The following is a 25,250-nucleotide window of genomic DNA, read 5'->3' as shown; positions in this document are numbered from 1 at the left end:
GGATAGGGCCAAAGATCGCACTGTCTTTTGGGACTGTCACGCTCTCCTGTGGTGCCCTACGCGGAAGAGCGCTTCAGCCGTCGTGATCTCCGCTGTCGCGGGTAAACCGGATGCCGAGCTGGAGTTTGCTCGACCGCAGCCTTTGACCCAACTGCGACATCGAACCTGATAAATGCCGAGGTAAAGCGCTTTCCCGCACAAGCGCGAGCTCGCCTGGACCGGCTGATCAGTTGCCACTTGAGCCAGGAGCGGGAAAGTGCTCAAGACTGTTTCTTGCGGCAAATCGTTCGGGCGCATACTTTGCTTGCTTGCATACAAGGCGGTATCGAGGATACATTGGGCGCGTTGTCGCAGAATATGGAATTGAGTGCTCGCACGGGCGGCCTCGACGCACCAGATTTTTTATCGTGCTTGCCGTTGCGGCTGAATTGATCACTGTTCAATGCGCTGCGCTCTTACGTGCCGGCGATGCAGGTTGCCGATACCGCTTCTCGATGAGCGGACGGCTTTTTTCGCCCGAAACGCGCCAAGTGGGCACAAGGCTCATGAGAGGTGTCTGCCATGACACAACCGTCCATCAAAGTCGGCATGATCGCGGAAGAGACGGGGGCACTTTCGTTCATGGGCCGCGCCAACGCCAACGTAGCAAGGATGGTGGTTGACGAGATCAACGCCAACGGCGGCCTGCTGGGGCGGAAGATCGAGCTCTATCTCGAGGACGGTGCAACGACCGAAGCCGTCGCGGAGGCCAAGGCGGCCAAGCTTGTTTCGCAGGACAAGGTGGATGTGATCTTCGGCGGTATCTACAGCTCCACGCGGCAAGCGATCAAGGGCCCCGCCGTCGTGAAGGGCAGGACGCTCTACATCTACCCCGAGCAATACGAAGGGCAGGAGTGCGACCCGCTGATCTTCTGCACCGGTCCGGTGCCGGCGCAACAGCTCGACCCGCTCATTCCCTGGCTGATGCGCAAGACCGGTGCCAAGACATTCTACCTACCGTCCGCAGACTACATCTGGCCGCGCGTGATGAACGAGAGGGTCCGCCAGCTCGTCACCGCCAATGGCGGCAGCATCGTCGGTGAGGAATACTGTCCCCTCGATCACATGGAGTACGACGCGACAGTTGGGAGGATCATGTCCAGCGGCGCGGAAGTGGTGTTCAGCACCATCGTTCCGCCTGGGGTCGTGCCCTTCTTCGCGCAGCTCCATAACGCCGGTTTTCAGAGCCGCGGCGGGCAGCTGATCTGCACCTATTTCGACGAGAACCTGCTCGGCCTGCTGCCCGCGCCGCATGTGGAAGGCCTCTACGGCTGCCTCGACTTCTACCAGAACGTCAGCGATCCCTTCAGCAAGAAGCTGCTCGGCGCGTACGACAAGCGCTATCCCGGCAGAGAGCAGTTTACGGGCGGCAGCGCCTGCTCCGGCCTCTACCGTGGGATCAAGCTGTGGGCGGCGGCCGTGAACGAGGCCGGCTCGCTGCGCCAGGAGGACGTCATTGCGGCGCTCGACCACGCAAGGATCGCCGAGGGTCCGGGCGGTCCGGCGGAAATGGTTCCCGGCCAGCACCACGTCAGCATGAACATGTACATCGCTCAGGCGAAGAACGGCCGTTTCGAGATCGTCCAGAATCTGGGGGCCATCGACCCGGACGAGGCGATGGTGCGTCCGACGCGGAGGTCGGCTACGGACCGATAGCGTAGTCCGCCCGTCAGGTAGGAGGCATGAGATGGATGTCCCGTCTCCGGTCAACGAGAGTCTTCTGAATCAGCGCCTCGGTGCGCTCAGATCGGCAAGAAGCTGGGCGCCGAATGTCCTCTCGGATCTCGAACGCTTCATCCGTACCGCCGACGACTACGACCTCTTTCGCGTCAATCCGATCGAATACGGCCACCTCGTCGGCCTGTCCGAGGCGGACGCAACAGACCTGTTCGTACACGCAGCCAAGATGGGCCTGTTCGAGATGGATTGGCTTCTCATTTGTGCCTATTGCCCGCAGGTCGCCGGCAGCTTTCGCGAGCTCGACCAAGTCCATCCACGCTTTCAGTGCGCGTTCTGCAACGCGATCAATGATGCGTCGCTGGACGACTACATTCAGGTCACCTTTACGGTCTCGAGCGGCGTGCGCGACATCATATTCCGCCATCCCGAAAGGCTGTCTGTCGAAGATTTCTACCTGCGTTACAACTTCTCCAAGGGCTTCATCGCTCCGCACGGGATGACGCACCAGCAGCTCGTTGCCGCGCTCTCACGGGGCTTCGCCGATATCGAGGGCCATGAGCACCGCAGCTTCGACTTCGAGGTCACAGCTGGCCGTTTCGAGGTGCTGGATTTGAGCCACAAACTCCTTCTGGTCTTCTTCGTGAACGGAGAGCCGGCAGAACCGCAAGGGACGCTGGTCCAGCTAGAGTCGGGCCGCTTTCTGCTGCCGGACCGGCCCACGGCACCGAGAGACATCGTCCTTGGCGACGGACGCTTTTCGTTCCGGCAGACGGCCGATCTCAGCCCAGGCAAGCACACCATCGCGGTCGAGAACCGCACCGGCGATCGCGGTCGCTTCTGGTTCGTCCAGTATCCCTTTGGTTTCGCGCCCCATCTGGTCGAATATGAACCGTATCTTTCCGGCAAGCGGTTGCTACTCACCCCGAGCTTCCGCGAACTCTACAAGGCGCAGCTGGTGGATGAGGGCGAGAGCATCAAAGTCTCAGACATGACTTTCCTGTTCACCGATCTGAAGCAATCGACGCCGCTGTACGAAAGCGTTGGTGATGTGAATGCGTATTTTTTGGTTCGTCAACACTTCGAGATCTTGAACAGGATCGTCAGGGAGCGATCCGGCACGATTATCAAGACGATTGGCGACGCGGTCATGGCCGGGTTCGAGCGTCCGCAGGACGCTGTTTGCGCCTCAATCGAGATGATCGAAGAGTTGTTGCGATTCAACCGGACCGCTTCGAGGCCGCTGGGCCTCAAGGTCGGTGTCCACAAAGGTCGGGCGATTGCGGTGACGCTCAACGACCGGATCGACTATTTCGGACAGGATGTGAATATCGCCGCACGCGTGCAAGGCCTCGCCGATGTCAACGAGGTTTGCATCAGTGCAATGGCGATGGAGGCGCCGGGCGTCGGTGACATCGTCAATTCACGCTCAGTGTCGCGCAACTACGAGAACCTGAAGGGCATCGGTCAGAAGATGGAAGTCCATCGCATAGCAATCACGCCGACGCAGACATATAAATGACCGCGGTGCCGCCGCGAGGCGAAGGCCGACGGTTCCTCGACGACAGACCGAAATCGTCCGCTCTTGGGTCATGTGTTGACATCGCCGGAATGAGCGGCAAGCTCAGCTTTGGCCATGCGGGCATCGGTCGGCTGGAAGAGGCTACGCCACCGGTGCAATTGGCGCCCGTCATAATATGAAGTATTTGGCTCGATGCCGGCCATCAGCAGGCTCGCCCTAACCAGGAACAACCTGCTAAGGCTTCACTTGTAGGAAGATATGTAGAAACGCGGCGCGGATCAACATTGTAGCGTGATGATCGCCATTCAGGTACCACGCGCCGAAACACGGCGGCAACTTTTACTGCAGCTCGGACGCTAATTCGATCGTCAAAGCGACGTCGCGAGCGTCCGCTGGAAAGGTGCCCCGCTAATCTCCTCCCTTCGCGATCGATAGAGGGTGATTACCTCACGGCAGGTCTTCACATTCAGTCGATGAAAATCGAGCTTCAATCTCTCAAGGTCGCCGGCCATGATTCGATAGTTAGGCGCCCCCAGAAACAGGAGCGCCATTGCGGTGGGCCATGAAAGATCCAAGGATTTGGCCAAGATCAACACAGGTTCGCGGTTCTTGTCAATCAAGGCACGCTCCACGATCTCGACAGGTAGAGGGCACAGCAACGACAAGGCGACCGCCGTTTCGTTGAATTTGAGAAAGTGGGCGAATTCGAAGATCTTGTCTTCGTTGAGTTCGCCCCGCTCGCGCAGCTTTGCGACGGTGCGTTTGGCGGTGAAATAGTCCTTCGAGGCCGGACCAAATCTGGCATGAATTGCGCCAGTGACATCAACGACGGCCCGATGGATCTGGGTTCCGAAGTCAGGTCGTTCCCGTTCGAGTTTCTGCCGCACTTCTTCAGAAGCTTTGGCGATCAGCTGGTGGAACAGATGTCGGGGAATATCTTTTCGCAGCCCCACCGATTCCGCGAGGATTGTGTCGGTTTCCGACCGCCGCATCAGGTGCAGGAAGCCAACGTTCGAAAAATTGGCTCCGTTGTTGGCTGCGGCAGACTGCACAACCTCGTTTGAGCCACGGACCACAAGGACGTCAGTCAAAGGCTCCGGAACTGATCTTCGCTTTGAGATCGCGAGCAAATGCTGCTGACTCATGTTCTTTGCACAAAACATCAATGTCTCGGCGTCGAGGCGCTCCGATTGGCTAAGAACGGGTCGGGCGACGTCGATACAGTCGTCAAAAGCCAATTGGCGCGTCAGCTTGAACGGCGCGTTGTTTGTGGCGGCTAACGTTCCCGCCAGCCGAACCCGTGCCGTGGTTTCAATCTCCCCGGCGAGACGGCCGATGATCTCCCCAAAGGTCCAAATTTGATCCTCGGAGTATGTGCCCGCGATCAGCATATCTGTCGCGTGCCACAGCGCCCGTAAACAGTTTTCGGGACTTCCCCGTGAAACAGCCTCTTCCAGATCAACCAAGAATGATGCGGTGACAGCCATGCAAGCGGCTCGCGAATTCAAGAGTCAAGAAGAAATAGGATTCAAGTCAAGGAGGCGATGACACCATTCAGCGCTGAACAACAGGTAAAGCTCACGGCCAGCTTCGGGCTTGGCTTAATATCCAGTCAACCGCCACGCCCAAATGTTAGATGGCTGTCGCGGTTCGGCGCGAGCGGATGCGTCCCTTTTTGCGCGTGCGCTCTCATGCACAAGGACAATAGCCAGCTGCGGGATGAGTACCGTCACACGCACTCCTCTATTGAGGGGCACATGGGAGTGACCCGCCAATAACAGCCTCCCCAACGGCCAGCGAGCTGCGGCGCGCGCTCGGTAACCGCGCGTAAACCAAGCATGGGGTGTACTGGGTGTATCGTGGGCCTCGTATCGCGCACCGCGAGCACTGTGTCTTTTTCCTCCCGCCGGCTTCCAGGTCGGCGGGAGTTTGCATGTGAGCAAACGGCCTTGCACTGTTCGATGCTCATTGACGCAGATGAAAGCTGTCCGATGTCTCACCCCCAGCGCACGACAGAGAGTCCTCGGCGCACGATCGAGCGAAGGAACGACCAGCATTGACCGAAGGCAGCACCGGGGCGAGCCACACGGGTAGCACAAATCTGGAACGTAAAGATCGGTCGCTGATTATGGCTGGGTTACGCGTTTAGCACGCGCGAGGGTTTCAGATGGCATCTCTCCAAATGTCTTGGCGTATAGGCGGGAAAAGTCGCCCAGGTGCCAGAAGCCATTGCCAAGTGCAGCAGCTTTCACGGTTAATAGTCCCGTTGAGAGTTGGTCGCGAACCGCTAAAAGCCTTTTGAGGCGCAGGTAGGCGTGCAAGCTCATGCCGTTCACACGCCGTGACGCGACCTGCAAGGTCCGAACGGACGTTCCGAGGCGCCGAGCCAAGTCGTTGCTGTAACAATGTAGGGATGGCAGATCTTGAACTATCAGATCCAGCCGTGTGATCATGTCTCGGTAGCGGCCAGTGGATGTTCCGATGTCCGCTTTGATCGTCTCTCGTATCTTATTTGGAAGTATGGAGTTCAGCACTCGTATATAGCTGGTCACATTCTGACTGCAGAAATCCTCAAGGGCTTCGCTGAGAGCAGATCTTCCGCCAGTGGCATACGCCTTACGGAGTTTGTTGACTTGCAGCCAATCTGCATCTGTGAGGCCGGTGCGGTCGGAGATCGAGACAGGATGATGTTCAGGACACACCTCTCGCCTCCGCCAATGGTGCGTTCTCGTTCAGCCAGAGCAGCGCCTCGCGCGTTCCCAAAAAAATAACCTGATCCTGCGTGGCAGAGATCGAGCGTGCGTGGGTGAGGTAAAGAACAAATCCGGCCTCAATTCGGAATAAAATCTCGCGTTCACTGCACTCGGTCAGAGTGTCAGCATCGATTGAGTCAATTGTCCTCGAATGAAGCATCTGCATTCAGATGGTCCTCTCCGATTGCTCCTCAACTTGGGGCTTCAGCTCCCTCTTTCGAGAGGCATTATTGACGTAGTGCACGCCGACGTTTGATCCCTCCACCCAAACGAGCTCGCAAAGTCGGAAGGCTGAGCCTGTCGAGGATGCGAGCATAAAGAACTCTCTTGCCCGGAGCAGGTCGGGCGATCAGCCGATGTGGAGCTTCGCCCCTGTCTCAGACACATCGACTAGCACGCAGCTCCTGCGCCAAGTCCTCCCGGTGCCCATCAAGATAAACGGCCGCTTTTGCTCAAAACTTACTCTGCGGTTTTTGCGATTACCGAAGCGCATCTGAGCCCGTTCCAAGCAAGAAAGCCGGCGATTGCTGCTGCTGCACCCGGTTAGATCGCGTGCGGTACCTGCGGAAGGCAGCTCTGGAAAGGCGAAAATCTCGACCACTTAGCGGACTGGCAGGGCCGCTTCCGCCGTAAAATCACTTGCGCAACTCAACAACTTGAACATGCACAACGATGTCTTCACCCGGTTAACAGACGCTTAATAGAATGAGAACTAAGACGCAAAGCAAGCTCCGATGGGAGCGGGCTGATGTCGCACATGGGTCAAGAGAATCGGTCGGGGCGAGCGCGACCGTTTGTCCGGTCTGCCTCGACAGCCGACGTGTTGCAGTCGGCGTCGATGATTTCCTGCATTGCTGCACGACAACGGCTCAGCTCTTTCGATGACCAACACCTGGCTGGTCGTACTTCTCCTCGTGGATCCACTCCGGTCCTGAAGGCCTGTTTGCCGCGGCCGCCAGCCAGAGCTCGCCATACGCACAACATTCGACCAGGTGTCGCCCCGCGAATATGCGAGTCTTGCAGCATTTCAGGGCGCGTCGAGCCCGTTGGGATTGTTGGCCCCCGCGCCAGCACCATTGCGGCGCGCTGGTAGATGATCACCGCCGATCACGAGTGTCGCCGACCTCTGGCGCGGAGCCTTTTCCACAGCCGTGACGCGCAGTAGCCCGTGCGCGTTCAGAGGCCCAAAATCACTCGAGCGTCGTTCGCGATCTGCTCGTCTTCTGCGCGGACTATTGGTGCAGCGTCAAGCCGTCGGCTGACTACGTGGATCGAATGGCCGGACGAGATCCCGTTGTCCGAGTTCGAGCCGCGGTTTATCTGCAAGGCGAGCGGAAGCGCGGCGCGATTCTCAGAGGAGGCTGCCACCAGGACGCCCGCTTGGGTACGTTTGGGGCACCTCGTCGTCCAGAGATTGCATACGTGATTGATCCGATATAGCTTTATGCTTGCGATTTTGAGTTTTTGCTTTTTGACCAAAGAGTTTTTCAACTTACCGGAGAGCGGTAATGATTTACCAGAACGTCGACAGAATTGCTGTCGGTACCCGCTTTAGAATGAGCGAGGTCGGAGCCGCCCGATGCCCAGAGCTGGCTAACCGGAGTGGCATCGTCATCGAGGAAAGCCCTCGCACCACGGGCATCACGGTGCTGTTCGATGGCGCCCAAAGACCAACCTGCCTGCACAGAGAATTTATATCACCCATCTCGGGTCGGGAGATCGCCGCACCGCCTATCGCTTCAGACGAATGAAGATGCATAAGTCTTCAAAACCATGCGAATGGTCCAAGCACGAGGCGCAGCGATTGACGGCTCTCGCGCGTCAGAAAACCTGCGCCGGCGACATAGCCTGTAAGCTTGATTGCCATCTCACTTCAGTCGACTTGCATCTCCAGGATCGCCGTCATGAAGGCATTTCAATGCTATTCGAGATAGGTCGAAATATTCCTCAAGTAGCTACTGTGTCGGATCATCGTTCTTGGTCAACTCTCAAGCGCAACACACACCTACGCGACAAGTATGCGGGATGGAAGCAATACTGCCTGCTCCCCTGCACTGGCCGGGGCTGGTCTCAGTCAGGCCTTTCGAGTCGGCGACCCAGGCGCGGATGCGCTGCGTGAGTACAGGACGGCGCAGAGCAGGGCCGAGATTGTTCGGCGACGGAAAGATCTAAAACAAATGGATCAAGATGCTACGGCACAGCCGAGTTGGTAGCGCCACGTCGCTAAATCTCTTGCGGAGGTTACGCCGGCTTCCTCCCCCTTCACCAAACTAGCTCTCATGGGCGATACGCATGAACCTCCTCCGAATGAGCGGACACCTGTTGTGTTTCGGCAGGAATAAGGAGCCCGCGCATTGCCGCATGAGCGAATGTTACCCTGATGGCGCCATTGCACAGGTCGATGCGACCTCGACTGATCGGCCGCGCCAGGTGGCTTTCCCGGCTTGCTCGACGAGAGGGGCTGCGGGCGGGTCGGGCCCTATATAGCCCGAGCCGTCCACAACCCCGGGCAGTGGGGCAGCGGTCGTGGCGTCCGCAAGCGGCTCCTGCGCGACCAATTGCTCGGCCGTCTTCCGTCTAAGCGCCCTCAGCAGGCGCTGCACGATCGAATGCTGTCTCGTCCCGAACTCCTTGGGGTGATTCTCGCTCGGCCGGCCGACGATTGCGAGCGCCGTCAGCTGCGGCTGCTCTGCCAGCCAGCCCTCGATCGCAGCAATACGTGGGTCGAGCTTGGACGGCATGCGAATCCTGGTTTTGTAGGGCCGACAAGTTCGCCGGTGGGTGCCACGTCTCGCCGGCCGTCAGCCTCTTGCCGAGCGTCTTGGCGAAAGTGGCTGCGCTTGTTGGCGTGGTGCTCGTGGAGGCGCGCTGCAGGCCGCCCGCGTGTCCGGCACGACGATCAACGCGATTGCCGAGTTCGTCCTGGGGCGCGAATCTCGGCCAACAGCACGACCGGATCGAGCGAGCGATACTGATCGCGCAGCCGTTTCTTCAAGTCCGCGGTCACCTTGGGATGCGCCAGTGCACATTCATAGGGGGTCGATGGGAGACGATAGCGTTTGATTACTTTAACCCCTTCGCGACGCTTCTCCTTCAGCTTGAATAACGGCTGGAAGAAGTTGATGTAAAGCCGTGCCGCCGCATAGAGGCGCGGCCCATCGCGCGCACCGTCTCGATGCCATCGAAGCGACCGTAGCCCATGAGGCGACGGACGACGGCACCATTCTTCTGCTCGACGAACGGTTGATCGTTCTTTTTATAGGCGCGCGAGCGTGTGGCTTCGAGCTTCTGTTCGCGACACCATGGCACGACGACGTCGTTCATGAAGGCGCTGTCGTTGTCGAAGTCCACCCCGCGCAACAACCAGGGGAACAGGCTCTGTGCCCGATTGATCGCCTCGACGACGAGCCAACCTTCCCGCGTCAACAACGGCAGGCACTCCGTCCAGCCGGTGGCGACTACCATGTCGACCTCGCAGAAGCCGGGCACCGGGCTGTTCCAGTCATTGAACGTTCGGATCGGGACTTCGCGCCGAATTGCCGAATAGAATCCGGCACGGCGTCGCCTGCCGCCGCTCGCCGCGATCTTCACATCGACGAGCAGGCGGTCAATGGTAGCAGCGCTGATCGCCAGAACATGCTCACGGTCCGCCTGGCCAAGCTGCAATCGGCCATGTTGCTCCAGAGCCGGCAGCAAGGTCGGGATCATCACCTTGAGCCGCTTGCCGCAGACCCGATCCGACGCCTCCCACAGCGCCGTCATCGCGTCCTTGATTGTCGCACCATATCTACGCTTGCGCTCTCCGGGCGCCTCCATCTTCCCCGGTCCGACCGTTGCGCTCCGCCGAAGCGTGCGCACCGCATGCTTGCGATGCCAACCCGTCGTCGCGCACAGCGCATCGAGGATGCGCCCCTTCTCCGCCCGTCTGGCCGCCTGGTAACGATCCGTTACGGCCGACACCACCTCCCGCCGCGCGCCCATGTTGATCTTTCTCGCCATAGACGCCACCGAACCGATTCGATGGCACCGACCCAATCATCGGTGAGAAGTTGTCCAGTAGCATTCTGGATGAGGCAATGCGGGGTCAAAATTTGCAAGCCGATTGACATGCTGCCATTGGATCGGCCGCAGATGCGAGGCCGTAGTAGATCAGCGCATCTTCCGAAAGATCCTGAAGCCAGCAGGGTCGAGTTTGGCGTGGACATCAAGTGTGCCGTCGAGCGCGGCTGGCTCGAACTGCACGAGAGCGGGACCTATGTCCGGCTCTTGAAAGGCCGCGACTAGCCTACGGCTGCTGGCTCTCGGATGAGTCTAATGACGGTGCATGCAGGCGTGGACGTAATCCTTGAATGCCGGGTCTTTCTTAGCTTTGAAGAAACCCATCGCACGGGCCTCGTCGCGACACATCTCTTTTTTCTCGACTATTTCCGGATGTCTCGCCGCCTTGCACTGAAAGCGGAAAGGTCCTGGCGGATATTGCCTGCAGTTTTGCGCTTCGGCAGCGATTGCAAGGCTGACAAGAAGTATCGAAGCGCCTATCAGTGTTCGAATCATGGGGCACCTGATCTCTCGCAGCGTTCACAGTTAGCATGATGCCGAAATCGTCGCGTACAAGCGGTAGAGATCGAGCTGGCGTGTACTATTAAGAGGTACTCAAGCGACCGCGCAATCGGGGACCAACCGTTCGGCTGCTGCAAGGGGTAAGCCACGCATTTTCCATGAGGGCGAAAGGCCCCGACGCGTTTGCAAGTCGGGGCCTTCAAGATGACCCTGTCGGTTACGTCCGCCGTTGCCGATTATATACATTCGCGAAGCACTCGCGCCGCTCCAACTTTTGGCACGAACGGCGTCCGCCACAGGCCACATGCAAATATATGATCACCAGCAGGACGGTCACGGGCGCGCTGCAATACGCGCGGATTAAGGACAAGGCGGCGCCTTTGCCGACGATACGTTCGGGGGGCGCCGAGGCTATATTCATCCTTCGTTCGTTCGTACCCGAAAGCCGACCTCAGGACGTGGAAACCGAGGGACAGCTGAGGGCCATGTGTGGACGGCTCCGGGTTCGCAAGGAGAATCTTCACTTGCGGCGTTGGTCGGAGCAGCCATGTGTTTGGATGACGTCATGGACCCTTCAGCCGGAAGATAGTCGGTTGGACGAGGCGGGCTCTATGCGGATCGGATTCGGCTCCGCCGCGCTGACAATGGTGGTGCGACAGTAGCGGCCCAGTGCCGGGTTGATCCATCATTCGGATCGCGGCGCAGTACGCTTCACACGAATATCTGGCCGACGTTGTCGCTGCCGACATAACGCATCGATGCGTCGCAAAAGCTGGCTACGACGATGAAATAGCGCACTGATTCGAAAGGCGGTCTATGCCTTTGTTGTCGTCTCTTACGCAGCGACGAAACTCGGTTGTGCTCAATTGCTTGCAGCGAAATGCTTGCTGAATTGAGAAATCTCGGCCTACTCGTAGACACGCGGCGCCAAAGATCAAAAATAAGGTTTGCTGGCTCCTGTCGATCGGCTTACGATTGAAACACGAAGATGTATCTGTCGTCGGCGCAGCGGGTCTCATTTGTCGCTGGGCGCTGGAGCGATTCACGCGCCCGATAAGTCGACTTCTTCGATACTGACTACCGCCAGCCGGGAACTGGGAGCCTGGCTTTGACCTTGCTGGTTGGATTTGCGCTTGTCGTGTAAGCGCCTGTGTCGATAAATTACTCACGTAGCTATGTCGTTTTTTGGCGAGGTTTTTTGAAAGGCGATCCCGGGGGCAGCCATGTTCGCGAGTGATTTGAATCCCCTTCAGCTGCAAGCCATCCGTAACGTGCTCGCGACTGGTCTTCTACTCGGATCGACGACGGGCGCGACATTCGCGCTTTCGCAGCAAGCTGCGGTTGAAAACTGCAGAATGAGGGTGGGCAAGCCGGTCGTCCATGCCTGCATGCAGGCGTCTGGAGGCCGTGCAGGCGGCGCCAATCTGGAAGCCTGCCGCGCCAAGGCGTCGCCGCAGGTCAAGGCTTGCGTAATCGCCGCGCTCAACGCGGCGAATGGACGCGCCAACGTCGCCGTCGAGGTACCAAAGGAGGAGGCGCCCACGCTTGAGCCGGGGATAGCCCTCTCCAGGGGGTTTGTCGCGCCACCCCGCACGATTGCCGACATCACAGCAATTCTCGTCAGCGAGAAGCCTGACATGAAGCTGATCGAGAAGCTGAAATCGGACGCCGACTCGGCGCCGACCGCGAAGGAGTCTCGGGAGGATCTGGCACAGTTCTATTTCGATCGCGCGAATGCGCGTGCGCAGCTTGGACGGCTCGCCGACTCCATCGGTGATGCTAACAAGGCCATGGAAGTCGGGCGAGGCGCTATCGGCGCAAATATGATGGGTCGACTGATGCAGCTTGCGGCCACGCAGTATTCCGCCGCCGGCGATCTGAAGCGAGCTCTGGAAGTCTCGCAACGGCAATTGCGTGAGGTCGCTAACATGCCGGGCGCTAAGGGGTATCAATTCGGTGCCAACCGCGCCATCGCTAGCATACTCATTCAAATGGGGGACGTCGCGCAGGCCGAGGCCTATCTGCGGCGCATCGTGACCGGAATCCAGGAAGCGCGAACGACTGGTTTGCCGGGATGGCGCGCCACATACGCGAGGGTCGGACAGAGCTGGGAGTCGGAGCTTGATACCACCCGCGCTATGATATTTGAGTCCCGCGGACAGTTCAGCGACGCCGAAGCTGCCTATCGGCTGTCCGAGCAACGCAAGCGCGCCAGCGTGAAAGGTGTGCTCTCTTCGGACAAGCCGCCCGCGGAAACTCTGGTGCTTCAGGCGATCGACAGCGCCGTACTGAATCAGGCACGCGTAAAGGCTCGGCAGGGCCGATTGGCCGAAGCGGAAGTCGATGCCCGACGGGCGCTGCTGTCGCGTTTGAGGGATACCGGCAAATACAATCCCGTTACGCCACGTTTCGTCATGGGCTTGGCTGGCATCCTGATCGAACAAGGCCGCTACGCGGAAGCCGAGCGGTTGGGCCGCGTTGCTCTGGAGATTAGCAAGACAGTGGGCGTACCCGACGACTCGCAGGTCACCGTGCAGTTGCTTTCGCAACTCGCGAGCATCCTTACGCTGCAGCGCAAAACGTCCGACGCGAACGAGATTTATGCGACGATCGACAAGGCAGTAGCAAACTGGGATCCGAAGCGCCGTCAGGTGTTCGAGCTCAATCCATCCCGCATTCTATCGCTCTACGGGTCCGGACAGCTCGACGCGGGCATTGTCGCGGCCGAGCAGCTCGTGAAGAATCTGGTCGCACGGCTCGGCGAACATCATTTCGACACCGCCTCGGCCCGCGGTACCTTGGCAATCGGCCTGATGCGTGCGCGGCGCGATACCGACGCGATTCGGGAGTTCAAGACCGCCATCCCCATCATGATGGCGAACGCCAACGACAATGCCGACGACGAGAACACCACGGTGGTGGTCGCGCGCAGCCAGCGACTGCAGACGATCGTCGAGAGCTATCTATTGCTGCTCGGGCGGTCCGAGGGTGACCGCAGCACTGTCGGCGAGGAGACCTTTGGCCTCGCTGACGCCATCCGCGGTCATTCCGTGCAGCAGGCGCTTGCCGCGTCCAGTGCGCGCGCCGCGGCCAAGAATCCCGCGCTGGCCGAGCTTGTCCGAAAGGAGCAGGACCTGACCAAGCAGGTCAACGCTCAGCTCGGCATGCTCAACAATTTGCTTGCGACATCCTCGGCCGATCGCGAAGAGAAGGTCGTACTGCAAATCCAGAGGTCGATCGCGACGCTGCAGAGCGAGCGCGACAGGGCTCGCCTGGATGTTAAGCAGAAGTTTCCGTCCTATGCCGATCTCGTGTCGCCCAAGCCACCGAGTGTCGCCGAAATCCGAGCGACGCTAGCCGACAACGAAGCGATGCTGTCGTTTTATGTCGGTCAGGCCGGCAGCTTCGTCTGGGCGGTGCCGAAATCGGGGCCGGTGGCCTTCGCCTCCATTAAAGCCAAGATCGGCGACATCGAAACCAAGCTTCGCAAAATGCGCGAGGCGCTCGAGCCGCAGGCAGTGATGATCTCGGATATTCCGCCGTTCGATCTGAAGCTCGGCTATGAACTCTATGAGCTGCTTCTAAAGCCCGTCGAAAGCGGATGGAAGCCGGCCAACAGCCTCATTGTGGTTACCAACGGCGCGTTGGGCCTCTTGCCGCTGTCCCTGCTGCCGACCGCTCCGGCGGATGTGGCCCAGGACGAAGACCCACTGTTCATCGGCTATCGCAACGTGCCTTGGCTTGCCCGCACCCATGCTGTGTCGACGGTCCCCTCTGCCGCCGCGTTGCGCACGCTCCGGCAGTTGCCGTCGGGGAAGCCTGGCCGCGCCGCCCTCGTCGCGTTCGGCGATCCTTATTTCAACAAGGATCAGGAGGCCGAGGCCGAGGCCGAAGCCGCCAACGCGAAGGTCCAGGCGGCCGATTCCGGCGGCAACGTTACGCGCGGCATGCCGCTGAAGCGTCGGAGCAGCCCGAAGCTCGAAGGCGTTGACAGTGCCGAGCTCGGCCTGTTGCCTCGGCTTCCCGATACGGCCGACGAGTTAAAGTCGATTGCGCTGACCTTGCAAGCGGATCCGTCCAAGGTGCTGTTTCTGGGCAAGAGCGCGACCGAAAGCGCCGTCAAGACAATGAATCTCTCCGGAATCAGGATTCTCGCGTTCGCTACTCATGGTCTCGTCCCCGGTGAGCTCAACGGATTGACGCAGCCGGCGCTCGCTCTGTCGTCTCCGGCAGTGACGGGCGAGGAAGGCGATGGCCTGCTCACCATGGAGGAGATTTTGGGGCTCAAGCTCGATGCGGACTGGGTGATTTTGTCCGCCTGCAATACCGGTGCTGGGGCCGGTGCAGGGGCGGAGGCAGCTTCCGGGCTCGGCCGCGCGTTTTTCTACGCCGGGACGCGCGCTCTGCTTGTGACAAACTGGTCGGTGCATTCGCAATCGGCGCGGCAGCTCGTGACTGATCTGTTCAAGCGGGAGGCCGACGATCCGAAACTGTCGCGCGCCGAAGCACTGCGGCAGGCAATGATGGCGCTGGTCGATGGCCCCGGCTATTTCGACAGCGACGGCAAGACGCAGTTTGCCTATGCTCATCCGCTATTCTGGGCGCCTTACGCGATCATCGGCGACGGCGGCGTGCGTTGAGGTCATAAAAGATTGCACGGACGATGAATCGGACTGTTTTTCTGGGACTCGTCGCGGCAGGTCTCTTGTTTTCGGGAGGCGCCCGGGCGACGCCATTGATCACGGAAGAGGAAGCCAAGCTGCCGCCCCCGAAAGGCGCCATCGCGGCGGACCAGCGCGGTATCTTCCGCGGACCGAAGGTGGAGTTCGTCTCGCCTACTGATGCCGTCAGCTCGCCGCTGCGATTACAGTTGAAGTTCGAATCGTTCGGTGGCGCCAAGATAAATCTGGAATCGATCAAGGTCACGCTTCTTCGGTCGCCCAACGTCGACCTCACGGCGCGGGTGAAACCTTTCATCCAAGCTGACGGCATCAACATGCAGGACGCTGAATTGCCGCCCGGCGAATATACGGTTCGCGTAGACATCAAGGACAGTGATGGCCGGCCGGGGACCAGCATTTTCACCCTGAAGGTCACGCCCAAGTGAGGTGTCCTTACTGCCAGTCCGACAACATGGAGGGTGCGTTGGTCTGTGCTTCCTGCGCTCGCGACATCGCCGTGCCAGCGACGCTGATCGCCGAGCGCGACGAACTCCTGCGCAAACGGGACGCACTGCGTGAAGAATTGAAGCGGGCAAGGAACGAGGTTGAATCCATAATACGGTCCAGGAAACCGGGCTAACAATGGAATGTCCATTCTGTGCCGAGACGATCAAGGACGAGGCCATCGCGTGTAGGCACTGCTCACGCGATCTGCGCGTCGTGCGGCCGACGCTGCTCGAGATCGACGACATCGTTGCCGACCTCGACCGTCTGAGACGTGATCTCGATCGGGTCAATGTCAGATTGGAGTGTTACAACAATCCGCTGCGTTTCTACGGAACGCATGCCGTTCTCTATGTCTTAATTCCGTCGGCGCTGCTGGTGATTGCGCATGTCCTCGTCACCATCACCTTCAATCTATCGCCGATACCGCTCCGGCTTGCCTCGATCGCCATCCCGCTGCTGTTCGGCCTGATCGCGTTTCCGCTGCACCGGGTCTCCGCGCTGAGCGCATTTCTATTGGGTATAGCGGCCGCAAGCCTCAGCATCCAGGCTATGCTCACCGTCACCGGGGTGCATGATCGTATCCCAATCCTGCCCGAAGTCTGGGTCGAATGGCGGGAGGTGCTTGAATACGGCGCAAGCATTCTGTTGGCCTTCCTCTCCGGAAACATTCTGGGCGTGCTGATTTTCCAAGTCCTGCCCCGCCTGTTGGCACGAGGTGGCAAGCCGAATGCGATTGCTTTCGGGGTGGCGCGATTCCTTGGCCACCACGTCGGAGAAGAACAACTCCGCCGACGCGCGCGGCTAATTCAGGGTCTGATGCAGACCTTTGGCCCATTGGTCGGGGTTGCTGTGACCGCAGCCGGATCGGCCTACGCGGGATTGAGGGGGCTACTTGGCTAAGCAAGTCGAGGCCTCATCCGACCCTCAATAGTATCTATTATCAGAAGTCAGGATCCGCGCGCGCCGTGGCCCTAATTCACGCACCGAAAGCGACTGACCCTCGCAGACAAGAGAAAGAGGACCACCATGATGGTGTTGTTCACTCTCGAAGCCAGCAAGCGGAGTGATAAGACGTATCGCCTAGGCCTTGGATGCAATTTGCATCTGGCTTCGATGATAGCCTTGCTAACACGACTGTTCTAACCGGATCGAACCCTTCCCAGAAATGGGGGGCGCTCTTTTCGTTGTGCCCCCGGCATAGGGACTCTTGTTGACGAGAGTCCCATCGCAAGCTGATCACGGCGAGCGAAGTGAAGCGCAACTGCATGAGGGCGACCGAATTAGGGAGGAAGCGTGGATCGAAGCTGCGGGCCGATTAACAACCAATCGTGAACAAACCATCTCCAGGCACGCTGCAAAAGCGGGCCAGTTAACTTTGCGGCCATTCCCCACGACATCCGGCGACATCAGCTACATTTTTGGCACTCAAGCTCCATGCCGCCGGGCGACATTTCCGACAGCGGAGGGCAGACTGGTAGTTTGTAGGCCACCGACCTCACGTTAGCCAACCGAGAGAAGTAGAGCTGGAATGTTTGAGCAAGCTCGCCCTGAATACAGCAGGCACTCCCATGCGAGGTGTCATGTGGCAGGTCAGCAAAATTTCGGCACCTAACGAAATGTGGGGGAGTCCCGCCGGTATGAGGCGGATGCTCGATTTCGAGTCTTTGGTTTCTCAAAATCCATTTTCCGCTGACCGGATAGCGCCATGATTTAGCAGAAGATCGACAGAATTGTTGTCGGTAGCTGCTTTAGGATGACTGAGGCTGGAACCGCTCAGAGCTGGCTGGCCGGAGTGGCGTAGTCATCGAGGTGAGCCTTCATACCACGGGCATCACCGTGCTGTTTTGATGGCGCCCGAAGATCAACTTGCCTGCACAGAGACTTTATGTCACCCACCTCGGATGGGGAGATCGCCGAAAACCCCGTCGATGCTATGATTCTCTTTCTGAATCGCCGGGGGAATTGATGCGGGTTTCGTTCAAGGTTCGGATCACCAGCAGACGACGCTGTTGCCGGAATGCCTCGATGATTTGGTGGACGAGAGCAATTCTATTCGCGCGGTAGATGTGTTCGTGGATGCGTTAGGACTGCGCGACCAACGCAACCACCATGGACGCGGAGATCATTACGCTGCGGCGCGCCGGAGAATCGCCACTGGGCGGACGCGGCACGCGAACAATAGGTCCGCAAGTCGATCTACTCCGTGCCAGTCTCGGAGACCCGCAGAGTCCTATCGATAAGCCCGCGTACCCTCCGGGCGGCTAACAGTCCGAGTCTCGCTTCGATCGTACCGATGCGCTCCTGCCCGCAGATTGAAAAGCAGTACCGCCAGCGATCAAAGCTCTCGGCTTGTTCGACGCGATAAAAAACTTCGCGGTGGAAGCCGGTATGAACGGCAGGCAGCTTGGTGCGCTGCGACATCTAAAAAGCCAAAGGTAAAAAGACGTTGATGAAAACCGTATCCAACCGCAACCGGAGGGCGAGCGCAAGGGCTAGTCGGGGCTGCGGCTCGGGGAGATGAAGTCCCGCGCGCGGCAAGCTTGAGTTCGAGACTGGATACAGTCGCGGCCTTCGGGCGCCACCTTGGCGACGGTCAGCAGGCAGAATTCAAGCACAGTGCATGCGTAGTCGGCGTCCTCATAAGCAAGGGCCGCCTTGCGGCGGCCGTCCGAAGTCTGAACATTCCAGTCAAAAAATACGTGTGACAAACCCGCCCCGGGAATGAAAACAGCTATGGATACAAATGCCGTGCCCGGCTGGTTTGAATTAAAGCAGCGGTTTGTTTCAAGAGTATTTCGTCGCCAAGCAAATCGTCGTTCCGCAAGGGGAATCGGTCATGCAGCGCCGCGCAGGGCAGTGAGAGCTGAAGGTTGAACGCCTTGGTCGAGTTTTGTGCAATGAAGGCCAGCAAGGCTGCAGAGACCTCGGCGCCCACATCAATGGCGTGTTGAGCGACGGCGTCGGCGACGCCGGAGGTCGCGTTCCCATCTGACCCCCGGCTGGGCAGCCGGGCAGGGCGCGTCAGCGGCGCCACAAGGGCAAGCGCGCGGACCGTCCCATGCGCGATCCATGTCGTGGAAGTAGCTCTCGCCGGAGAGACGGCCCCGGTTTGGGGGCTTGGGTGGCAGGCGGACCGGAGCCGCTCCGCCGGCATCGGCGGCGATGGCCGGCAGGCCTTTACCTTCGACGAACTTCCACATTTCTAAACCGGCAGAATCGCGGCATAATTTCCCGATTGAGCTTGTCATTTTTTCAATGAGATTTTGGCATGACGAAGGGCATTGAAGATCTTCAGATGCTGCGGTTGATCAGGGCGTTCCAGAAGCTGATCGACCCGGACACGCGGCGTATGGTGCTCTTGTACGTTGAGGAGCAGGTTCACAAGCAGCAAACCGGTGCCGTGGTCGAGAATACGCCGGCTTCCGAGTGCACCGGCAAGTCACCGCCCGGCGATGCCCACGGCACAACCGGAGATTCGTAGTCATCGGCTGGCCGATGTGCGACGCTAAGACATATTCGCGTCTCGGAAGGAGAAACCCGATGCGCCTTGTATTGCCTTATCTGGGAATTGGTCTCTGCGCGTCGCTGGCGGCGTGGATGTCGGTGATGTTGTTTTATTGAACTCAGTCCGCCCGAGTTCACCGATGCCGACGCGGCCTTCACAGTTTAGTCGTGGGGGTCGGTTCCCTTCGGCTCTTGCAAGAATTTAGGCGCGTGTCCACGCGCTTCGCGATCACGCGGGGCGGGGCGTTCGGACGGATCGCGGCCAAGCTTGGACTGCAACTCGACGAGGTCGGTGAAGACGTCGGCCTGGCGGCGCAGCTCATCGGCGATCATCGGCGGCTGGCTGGCGATGGTGGAGATCACCGTGACCCGCACGCCGCGGCGCTGCACGGCCTCGACCAGCGAGCGGAAGTCGCCGTCACCCGAGAACAGCACCATCTGGTCGATGTGCTCTGCGAGTTCCATGGCGTCGACCGCGAGCTCGATGTCCATGTTGCCCTTGACCTTGCGGCGGCCAGAGGCGTCGATGAATTCCTTGGTCGCCTTGGTGACGACCGTGTAGCCGTTGTAGTCGAGCCAGTCGATCAGGGGACGGATCGAGGAATATTCCTGATCCTCGATGATCGCTGTGTAATAGAACGCACGCAACAACGTCCCGCGGCTCTGAAATTCCTTCAGAAGGCGCTTGTAGTCGATGTCGAAGCCCAGAGTTTTCGCAGTTGCGTAAAGATTGGCCCCGTCGATGAAGAGCGCGATCTTGTTGGTAGGGGAAGGTGACATTCAGTTCACGCTTTCGGTGCAGGAAGCGCGGATCAGGCTAGGGAGCAGCCTGGATCCGCGACGCGATATGCCAGCCGCATTCTACACAAACATCTATCTGCGTCATCGAGTAGCGCCTCTTTTTTCCGAAGAGCAACTGAACAAAAGAGCGTCCGCGCAAGCCGCCGAGATACAGCGGGACATCGTAGCCTCAGCATCTTAGGGCGTGGACTCATAACGCGCGGCCAGCCATAACCGGATAGATGCGAGTTGGACGAAGGCGAGGTAGCTTCCCGCAAGCCTGTCGTAGCGCGTCGCCACACGACGACATTGTTTGATCCTGTTGAAGAACCGTTCGACCTGGTTGCGAGCGCGATAAAGGTACGGACTGAAGCAGATTGGATCGCTGCGATTGCTTTTCGGGGGGATGTTGGCCCACGCCCCCTTTTTCATGGCCAGCTCTCTTATCCAGTCGGCGTCATAGCCACGGTCGGCAAGCAGCATTGACCCGGGCTTCAGGCGAGAGAGCAGTTTTCCGGCAAGTCGAACGTCGTGGGCCTCGCCGGGGCTCAACGCCAACCGTACCGGCAAACCATTGCTATCGACCACCGCGTGGATTTTACTCGTCAAGCCGCCGCGTGACCTTCCCATCGACTGGCGCCGATTCCTAGTGATGCAGGCTCCATGCTGATGCACGCGGACAACCGAGGTGTCGATCATTTGGACAGCGGCATCGTGGGCAGCAGCGAGTGTGTCTATGATGCGGCCCCAGACACCAGCCCGCCGCCAACGGACGAAGCGGTTGTAGCATGTGGTGTACGGACCAAACATCTCGGGCAGATCGCGCCAAGGTGCTCCAGAGCGCAAGACCCAGAAGATGCCATTGAGGACACGACGGTCGTTAACCCGAGGAACGCCACGCGGCTTGTACGGCAGCATGGGCTTGATGGCAATCCATTCATAATCGGCGAGTTCGTAGCGCATGATTCGAGCTCCCAGTTTGGAAGCTTGAATCACAGGAGGCTGGCCAAACGCAACGCTCCCGGCCCGGTGGGGCGCTTACGGGGATGCGTGCTGGGCATTTTCAGGTGGTTTTTCCGTATGGGCCTGGTCAGCTCAGTCACGGGGCTCGTGACCCGGAGGACGTGTTCGCGCTCCGAGGCCGCTCGAGCTTGGGCCCGGTGTGAAAGCACCGGAGCGCTTCCACGTCCGGACGATTCGATCATCGCCGTCTGCCAAGGACGCAGGGTTGGGAAGTCACTGGTCGTCCGCGGTGACGCGCTGATCCTGTTCAGGGCAGTTACGTCGTCGAGTTGACGCTCCACGTATGCGCCTTGATGCGCAGCGCAGCACCGTCCTTCTCGGCGACGAGCAGGAAGTTTCCGCTCACGTCCATCGTTTTCGCGTCGGCCACGTTGATATTGCCGGTCCAGGTGCCTTGCTCCCAAACCACATCTCCCTCGGTCGTGCAGCTTCCCTCTTGAATCTCCAAATGATTCCAAATTTTCACCGCGACCTCGCCCCATGCCTCGATGCCGGCGCGCCCGGTTACGCTGGGTTGTCCGGCCGGGATGAGAACGGCATCGTCGGAAAATAGGGCTGCCCAGCGATGGGCGTCGTGGCTGTTGACCGTCTCGACAAACTTGGAGTTCAAGTCGGAAAATTGTTGGGAAATACTCATAGTGGACTCCGTGAGATAAGATTTTAAGCTGATGAGGGACGCGCGGAGACTGCTTCCGGAGGCGTTGAGGCCTCGTGGAGCGAGGCCTTGTCGAAGGCGGCCAGGATCTGATCGAAGCGGCCGGCGACGACGTCGTGCATCTCCGGATGGGTCAGGATGTAGAGATCGTTGCTCCTGATAGCAGCGAGCACGCGGTCGGCCACGAAGTCGGGATCCAGTCCGACCTCGACGAGGGCGGCCATCTGCGGGTTGGCGGGCGCGTCGTCGGCGCCGCCGAAGCGGGCCGGCCGGTTCCTGGCGCTGGTCGCGATGCGCGTGCGCACGAAGGCGGTGCACAGCACGCTGACCCCGATGTCAGTGCCGGCGAGCTCGGCGGCGAGGGTTTCCGTCAGCGAGATCACGGCGGCCTTGGTGGCATTGTAGGGCGCAATTCCGGCCGGTCCCGCCAGGCCGGCCAGCGACGCGGTGTTGACGACGTGTCCGCCCTCGCCGTGCGCCTTGATGTGCGGCAGGAATGCCTGGATGCCGTGGACGGCGCCCATGAAATTGACGCCGATCAGCCAATCCCAGTCCGTTTCCGTGATGGCCTCGACGGGTCCTCCGATCCCGACGCCGGCGTTGTTGCAGACGACGTGGACCTTGCCGAAGGCCGCGAAGGTCTCCTCGGCGGCGCGGACAACTGAGGCGCGGTCCGAGACGTCGCAGGCGACCGCCCGCGCGTCGGCGCCTGAATCCTGCAGGTCGCGCAAGGCAGCGTCGAGCGCGCCCCGCTCGATGTCCGCGAGCATCACCTTCGCCCCCTCCGCCGCGAGGGCGCGGGCCAAGGCGAGGCCGATGCCACTGGCCGCGCCGGTCACGAAGGCGGTTCTTCCGTCGAAACTTTCGATCATCTTCCTTCCTCCCTTGTTTGGCCGGCGGTTCGTCGGTAAGTCAGGCGGACCACCACCACCATCCACTCGTCATGATCCGGTTGCGCAGCTCCGTCGTGCGCGGGGCGCGCAGCGGAAGCGTCTTAACCAGCGCCATCGCTCGCTTGAGATGCGCGGTCGCCTCGACATTGTTGGTGGCCGCGGTGGCGCGAACGGACGCCGCGATGTAGAGTTCGGCCGCCTTCTCGGTCTGGCCCGCGTCGGCGCAGTGACGGGCGAGCGTCTCCGGTTGGCGAGCCCGGATCTCCGGGAAGTCGGATTCGAGCGTCGCGGCGATGCGCGCGTGCAGCCGCTGCCGCTTCTCGCGCAGCATGGTGCCGTAGGCGGCGTCCTGCACCAGCGCATGCTTGAACGTGTATTCGGCGTCGGGCGGGACGCCGCGCCGAAAGATCAGTTCGGCGCTCTCGAGCCGTTCCAGGGAGCGCTCCAGCAGTGGCGGCGGAAGCTCCGCGACGGCGGCGATGAGCTCGTAGGAGAATTGGCGGCCGAGCGCCGCGCCGAGCTGCGCGAGATCGCGCGTTTCGGGCATCCGGTCGAGGCGGGCGAGCAGCGAGGCAAGCAGCGTCTCTGGGATCGCGGTCCGTCCGACAAAGGCGGTCGCGAGATAGGCGTTGTTGCCAGCCTTTCTGACCAGTCCGCTCTCGAGGACGGTCTTGGTCAGTTCCTCGACGAACAGCGGAACCCCGTCGGTGCGATCTAGGATCTGGCCGGCGATCTCCCTCGGCAGAACCCGACCGCCCGTGAGGTGGGAGATGATGGCCGCGCATTGGTCGGGTGGTAGCCTGCCGAGACCGATCAAATCCACGTGGGGGCGGTCGCGCCAGGGCGGCGCGAATTCCGGGCGGAACGTTACGACGAGAAGAACCCGCAAGGCCGTCAGCCGGTCGACGAGAAGGTCGAGCAGGGCACGCGTGGTCGGATCGCTCCAGTGCACGTCCTCGAATATCATCAGCACGGGCCGTCGCGTGGCCAGGCCCTCGATCAGCGTAAGCGGTGCTTCGAGCGTTCTCGCCTTGCGCATCGGCGGCGGCAAGTCGATGACCGGATGGCGGTCGCCCGGTGGGATGCCCAGGAGGTCGGCCAGCAGCGGCAGGGCCTCGCCCGGGCTGTCGGTCGCCTGCGCGATCACGGCCTCCAGCTTGGCGAGGCGCGCGGCGTCGGCGTCGGCGCGGCGGATGCCGGCGGCGTGGTTCAACTGCGCGATCAGCGGGTGAAGCGCGCTGTCCTGATGATGCGGGGAGCAGAAATAGCGCAAGCGCGCATGCGACTCCCGGGCGGAGCGCTCCAGAAGGACTTGCGTCATGCGCGACTTGCCGACTCCGGCTTCTCCCGACAGCAGCACGACGTGTCCCTCTCCCGCCTTCGCCTGCTCCCAGCGGCGCAGGAGCAGTGAGGTCTCGTCGTCCCGGCCGACGAGCGGTGTGCCGGCGGCGCGTAGCGCCTCGAAACGGCTTTCGGTCGCGTCGCTTCCCAGTACCTGCCAGGTCCGCACCTCGCGGTCGAAGCCCTTGAGCGCGACCGTGCCGAGGTCGCGGTACTCGAACAGTCCGCCCGTCAGGTCGCGCGTGCCGGATGCGATGACGACGGCTCCGGGTGAGGCCAGAGCCTGCAGCCTGGCAGCGAGGTTGGGGGTTTCTCCGACGACCGCCTGCTCCTTGGCCGCGCCTGTTCCGAGCAGGTCGCCGACGACCACGAGCCCGGTGGCGATCCCGACCCGGACGCCCAGCGGCGCGCCGGCGGAGGTGTCGAGGAGGGGCACGGCCTCGACGAGGGCGAGGCCTGCGCGCACCGCGCGTTCGGCGTCGTGCTCGCTCGCCAGCGGATAACCGAAATAGGCCAGCACGCCGTCGCCCATGTATTTGGCGACGAAGCCTCCCTCGCGCTCGATGGCTTCCGCGCAGCACTTGTGATAGGCGGTGACGACGGCGCGCAGGTCCTCGACGTCGAGCCTGGTCGACAGCGCGGTCGACCCGACGAGGTCGCAGAACATGATGGACAGATGACGGCGTTCGGCCTCGGTCTGTGGTTTGGGACCAGGACGCGCATCGGCGCGCGGAAGCTCGGCGATGCCCGCCAATAGCCTGCGGCGGTGACCGAGCGAGGCGACCCCGATCTCCTTCAGGTCCAGGTCGGTCAGATGAGGCAGCACCGAGACGTCGACGTCATTCTGGGCGAAACACGCCGCGTATCCGACCAGCCCGACGGCCATCAACCATTCGGTAACCGACGTTGGCTGGGACATTCCCTATCCATCCCGCGGTTTGACGTTCGCGATTTTAGCACTCTCTTCGATGATGGTTACTCGCCGCGGCGCAGGATGGGCGAGCGACCTATCTTTTGATCTGTGGACACGATGGCGGATCTTCGACGAGCCGCTCGACTTGGGCAGTGCGCCTATCACTCTCCATAAGGACAGTTCCCAACAACATGCCTGCTCGGCAAGGCCGCCTTCACCGGACTTCACCGGACGGATACAATCGGGTCGTGCCGTATTGAACCCGAGTGTCCCAAGTAGCATTACGCAGTGTGCCAAGTTGTAAGCGCGACCGTTCTGTCATCGAGACCGGCGGAGCACTCTGAGGGATCGGCCCAGCTCCCTGGAGTGGCAGCCACCGAGAACTAGAGCACGCGATTGCCCCAATCGCCACATTTGGCGCA

General features: G+C 60.5%; 18 protein-coding genes. 7 read left to right on the top strand and 11 right to left on the bottom strand.

Annotation, left to right across the window (positions count from 1 at the left end; translation table 11 throughout):
• The first annotated feature begins 561 nt into the window (after positions 1-561).
• Positions 562-1,695 carry a substrate-binding protein gene (locus tag ABID59_RS09660; protein WP_354083236.1) on the top strand — a complete coding sequence of 378 codons (1,134 nt, stop codon included), beginning with the start codon at positions 562-564 and terminating at the stop codon, positions 1,693-1,695.
• A gap of 31 nt (positions 1,696-1,726) precedes the next feature.
• On the top strand, positions 1,727-3,238 hold the full coding sequence (locus tag ABID59_RS09655) for an adenylate/guanylate cyclase domain-containing protein (protein ID WP_354083235.1): 1,512 nt from the start codon (positions 1,727-1,729) through the stop codon (positions 3,236-3,238).
• A gap of 368 nt (positions 3,239-3,606) precedes the next feature.
• Here ABID59_RS09655 and ABID59_RS09650 read toward each other — a convergent pair whose 3' ends face one another.
• From ABID59_RS09650 to ABID59_RS09625, 5 genes are all read right to left on the bottom strand, one after another.
• Positions 3,607-4,725 (bottom strand): DUF2336 domain-containing protein, encoded by a 1,119-nt coding sequence (locus tag ABID59_RS09650; protein WP_354083234.1) that lies wholly within the window; start codon positions 4,723-4,725, stop codon positions 3,607-3,609.
• A gap of 639 nt (positions 4,726-5,364) precedes the next feature.
• Positions 5,365-5,691: a helix-turn-helix domain-containing protein gene (locus ABID59_RS09645; protein WP_354083593.1), complete on the bottom strand. Its 327-nt coding sequence runs from the start codon at positions 5,689-5,691 to the stop codon at positions 5,365-5,367.
• A 238-nt stretch (positions 5,692-5,929) separates the two neighbouring features.
• Complete coding sequence (locus ABID59_RS09640; protein WP_148756348.1) at positions 5,930-6,157, bottom strand: hypothetical protein; 228 nt, start codon at positions 6,155-6,157, stop codon at positions 5,930-5,932.
• Positions 6,158-8,363: 2,206 nt separating this feature from the next.
• Positions 8,364-8,732 (bottom strand): hypothetical protein, encoded by a 369-nt coding sequence (locus ABID59_RS09630; RefSeq protein ID WP_354083233.1) that lies wholly within the window; start codon positions 8,730-8,732, stop codon positions 8,364-8,366.
• A gap of 352 nt (positions 8,733-9,084) precedes the next feature.
• Positions 9,085-9,990: a hypothetical protein gene (locus ABID59_RS09625; protein WP_354083232.1), complete on the bottom strand. Its 906-nt coding sequence runs from the start codon at positions 9,988-9,990 to the stop codon at positions 9,085-9,087.
• 315 nt (positions 9,991-10,305) lie between these two features.
• On the opposite strand from ABID59_RS09625, the gene ABID59_RS09620 reads away from it, so the two are divergent.
• From ABID59_RS09620 to ABID59_RS09605, 4 genes are all read left to right on the top strand, one after another.
• On the top strand, positions 10,306-10,584 hold the full coding sequence (locus ABID59_RS09620) for a hypothetical protein (protein WP_354083231.1): 279 nt from the start codon (positions 10,306-10,308) through the stop codon (positions 10,582-10,584).
• 1,190 nt (positions 10,585-11,774) lie between these two features.
• Positions 11,775-15,191, top strand: a complete 3,417-nt coding sequence (locus ABID59_RS09615; protein WP_354083230.1) for a CHAT domain-containing tetratricopeptide repeat protein — start codon at positions 11,775-11,777, stop codon at positions 15,189-15,191.
• Between the two features lie 95 nt (positions 15,192-15,286).
• Complete coding sequence (locus ABID59_RS09610) at positions 15,287-15,658, top strand: hypothetical protein (RefSeq protein ID WP_354083229.1); 372 nt, start codon at positions 15,287-15,289, stop codon at positions 15,656-15,658.
• A gap of 196 nt (positions 15,659-15,854) precedes the next feature.
• On the top strand, positions 15,855-16,619 hold the full coding sequence (locus tag ABID59_RS09605) for a hypothetical protein (protein WP_354083228.1): 765 nt from the start codon (positions 15,855-15,857) through the stop codon (positions 16,617-16,619).
• Positions 16,620-18,450: 1,831 nt separating this feature from the next.
• Here the strand turns inward: ABID59_RS09605 and ABID59_RS09600 are convergent.
• The gene (locus tag ABID59_RS09600) at positions 18,451-18,753 is read right to left on the bottom strand and encodes a hypothetical protein (protein ID WP_148756739.1); all 303 of its coding nucleotides are present in this window, start codon (positions 18,751-18,753) and stop codon (positions 18,451-18,453) included.
• A 234-nt stretch (positions 18,754-18,987) separates the two neighbouring features.
• Between ABID59_RS09600 and ABID59_RS09595 the strand changes: the two genes are divergently transcribed.
• Positions 18,988-19,200, top strand: a complete 213-nt coding sequence (locus ABID59_RS09595; RefSeq protein WP_148756740.1) for a hypothetical protein — start codon at positions 18,988-18,990, stop codon at positions 19,198-19,200.
• Between the two features lie 185 nt (positions 19,201-19,385).
• On the opposite strand, the gene ABID59_RS09590 is transcribed toward ABID59_RS09595, so the two are convergent.
• The 5 genes from ABID59_RS09590 to ABID59_RS09570 all read right to left on the bottom strand — a co-directional run bounded on the left by ABID59_RS09590 (position 19,386) and on the right by ABID59_RS09570 (position 24,834).
• Entirely contained in the window at positions 19,386-20,003 is a 618-nt protein-coding gene (locus ABID59_RS09590; RefSeq protein ID WP_354083227.1) for a LabA-like NYN domain-containing protein, read from the bottom strand.
• Positions 20,004-20,201: 198 nt separating this feature from the next.
• Positions 20,202-20,966, bottom strand: a complete 765-nt coding sequence (locus tag ABID59_RS09585) for an IS5 family transposase (RefSeq protein WP_354083226.1) — start codon at positions 20,964-20,966, stop codon at positions 20,202-20,204.
• Positions 20,967-21,282: 316 nt separating this feature from the next.
• Positions 21,283-21,663, bottom strand: a complete 381-nt coding sequence (locus ABID59_RS09580; protein ID WP_148749718.1) for a YybH family protein — start codon at positions 21,661-21,663, stop codon at positions 21,283-21,285.
• 23 nt (positions 21,664-21,686) lie between these two features.
• The gene (locus tag ABID59_RS09575; RefSeq protein WP_354083225.1) at positions 21,687-22,553 is read right to left on the bottom strand and encodes an SDR family NAD(P)-dependent oxidoreductase; all 867 of its coding nucleotides are present in this window, start codon (positions 22,551-22,553) and stop codon (positions 21,687-21,689) included.
• A 40-nt stretch (positions 22,554-22,593) separates the two neighbouring features.
• Positions 22,594-24,834 (bottom strand): adenylate/guanylate cyclase domain-containing protein, encoded by a 2,241-nt coding sequence (locus ABID59_RS09570; RefSeq protein ID WP_354083224.1) that lies wholly within the window; start codon positions 24,832-24,834, stop codon positions 22,594-22,596.
• Positions 24,835-25,250: the final 416 nt, after the last annotated feature.

Source organism: Bradyrhizobium sp. S3.3.6, from assembly GCF_040546905.1.
GTDB classification, from domain to species: domain Bacteria; phylum Pseudomonadota; class Alphaproteobacteria; order Rhizobiales; family Xanthobacteraceae; genus Bradyrhizobium; species Bradyrhizobium cytisi.
Note: the sequence above shows the minus strand (reverse complement) of the source record. Positions and strands in the feature narration are given on the sequence as shown.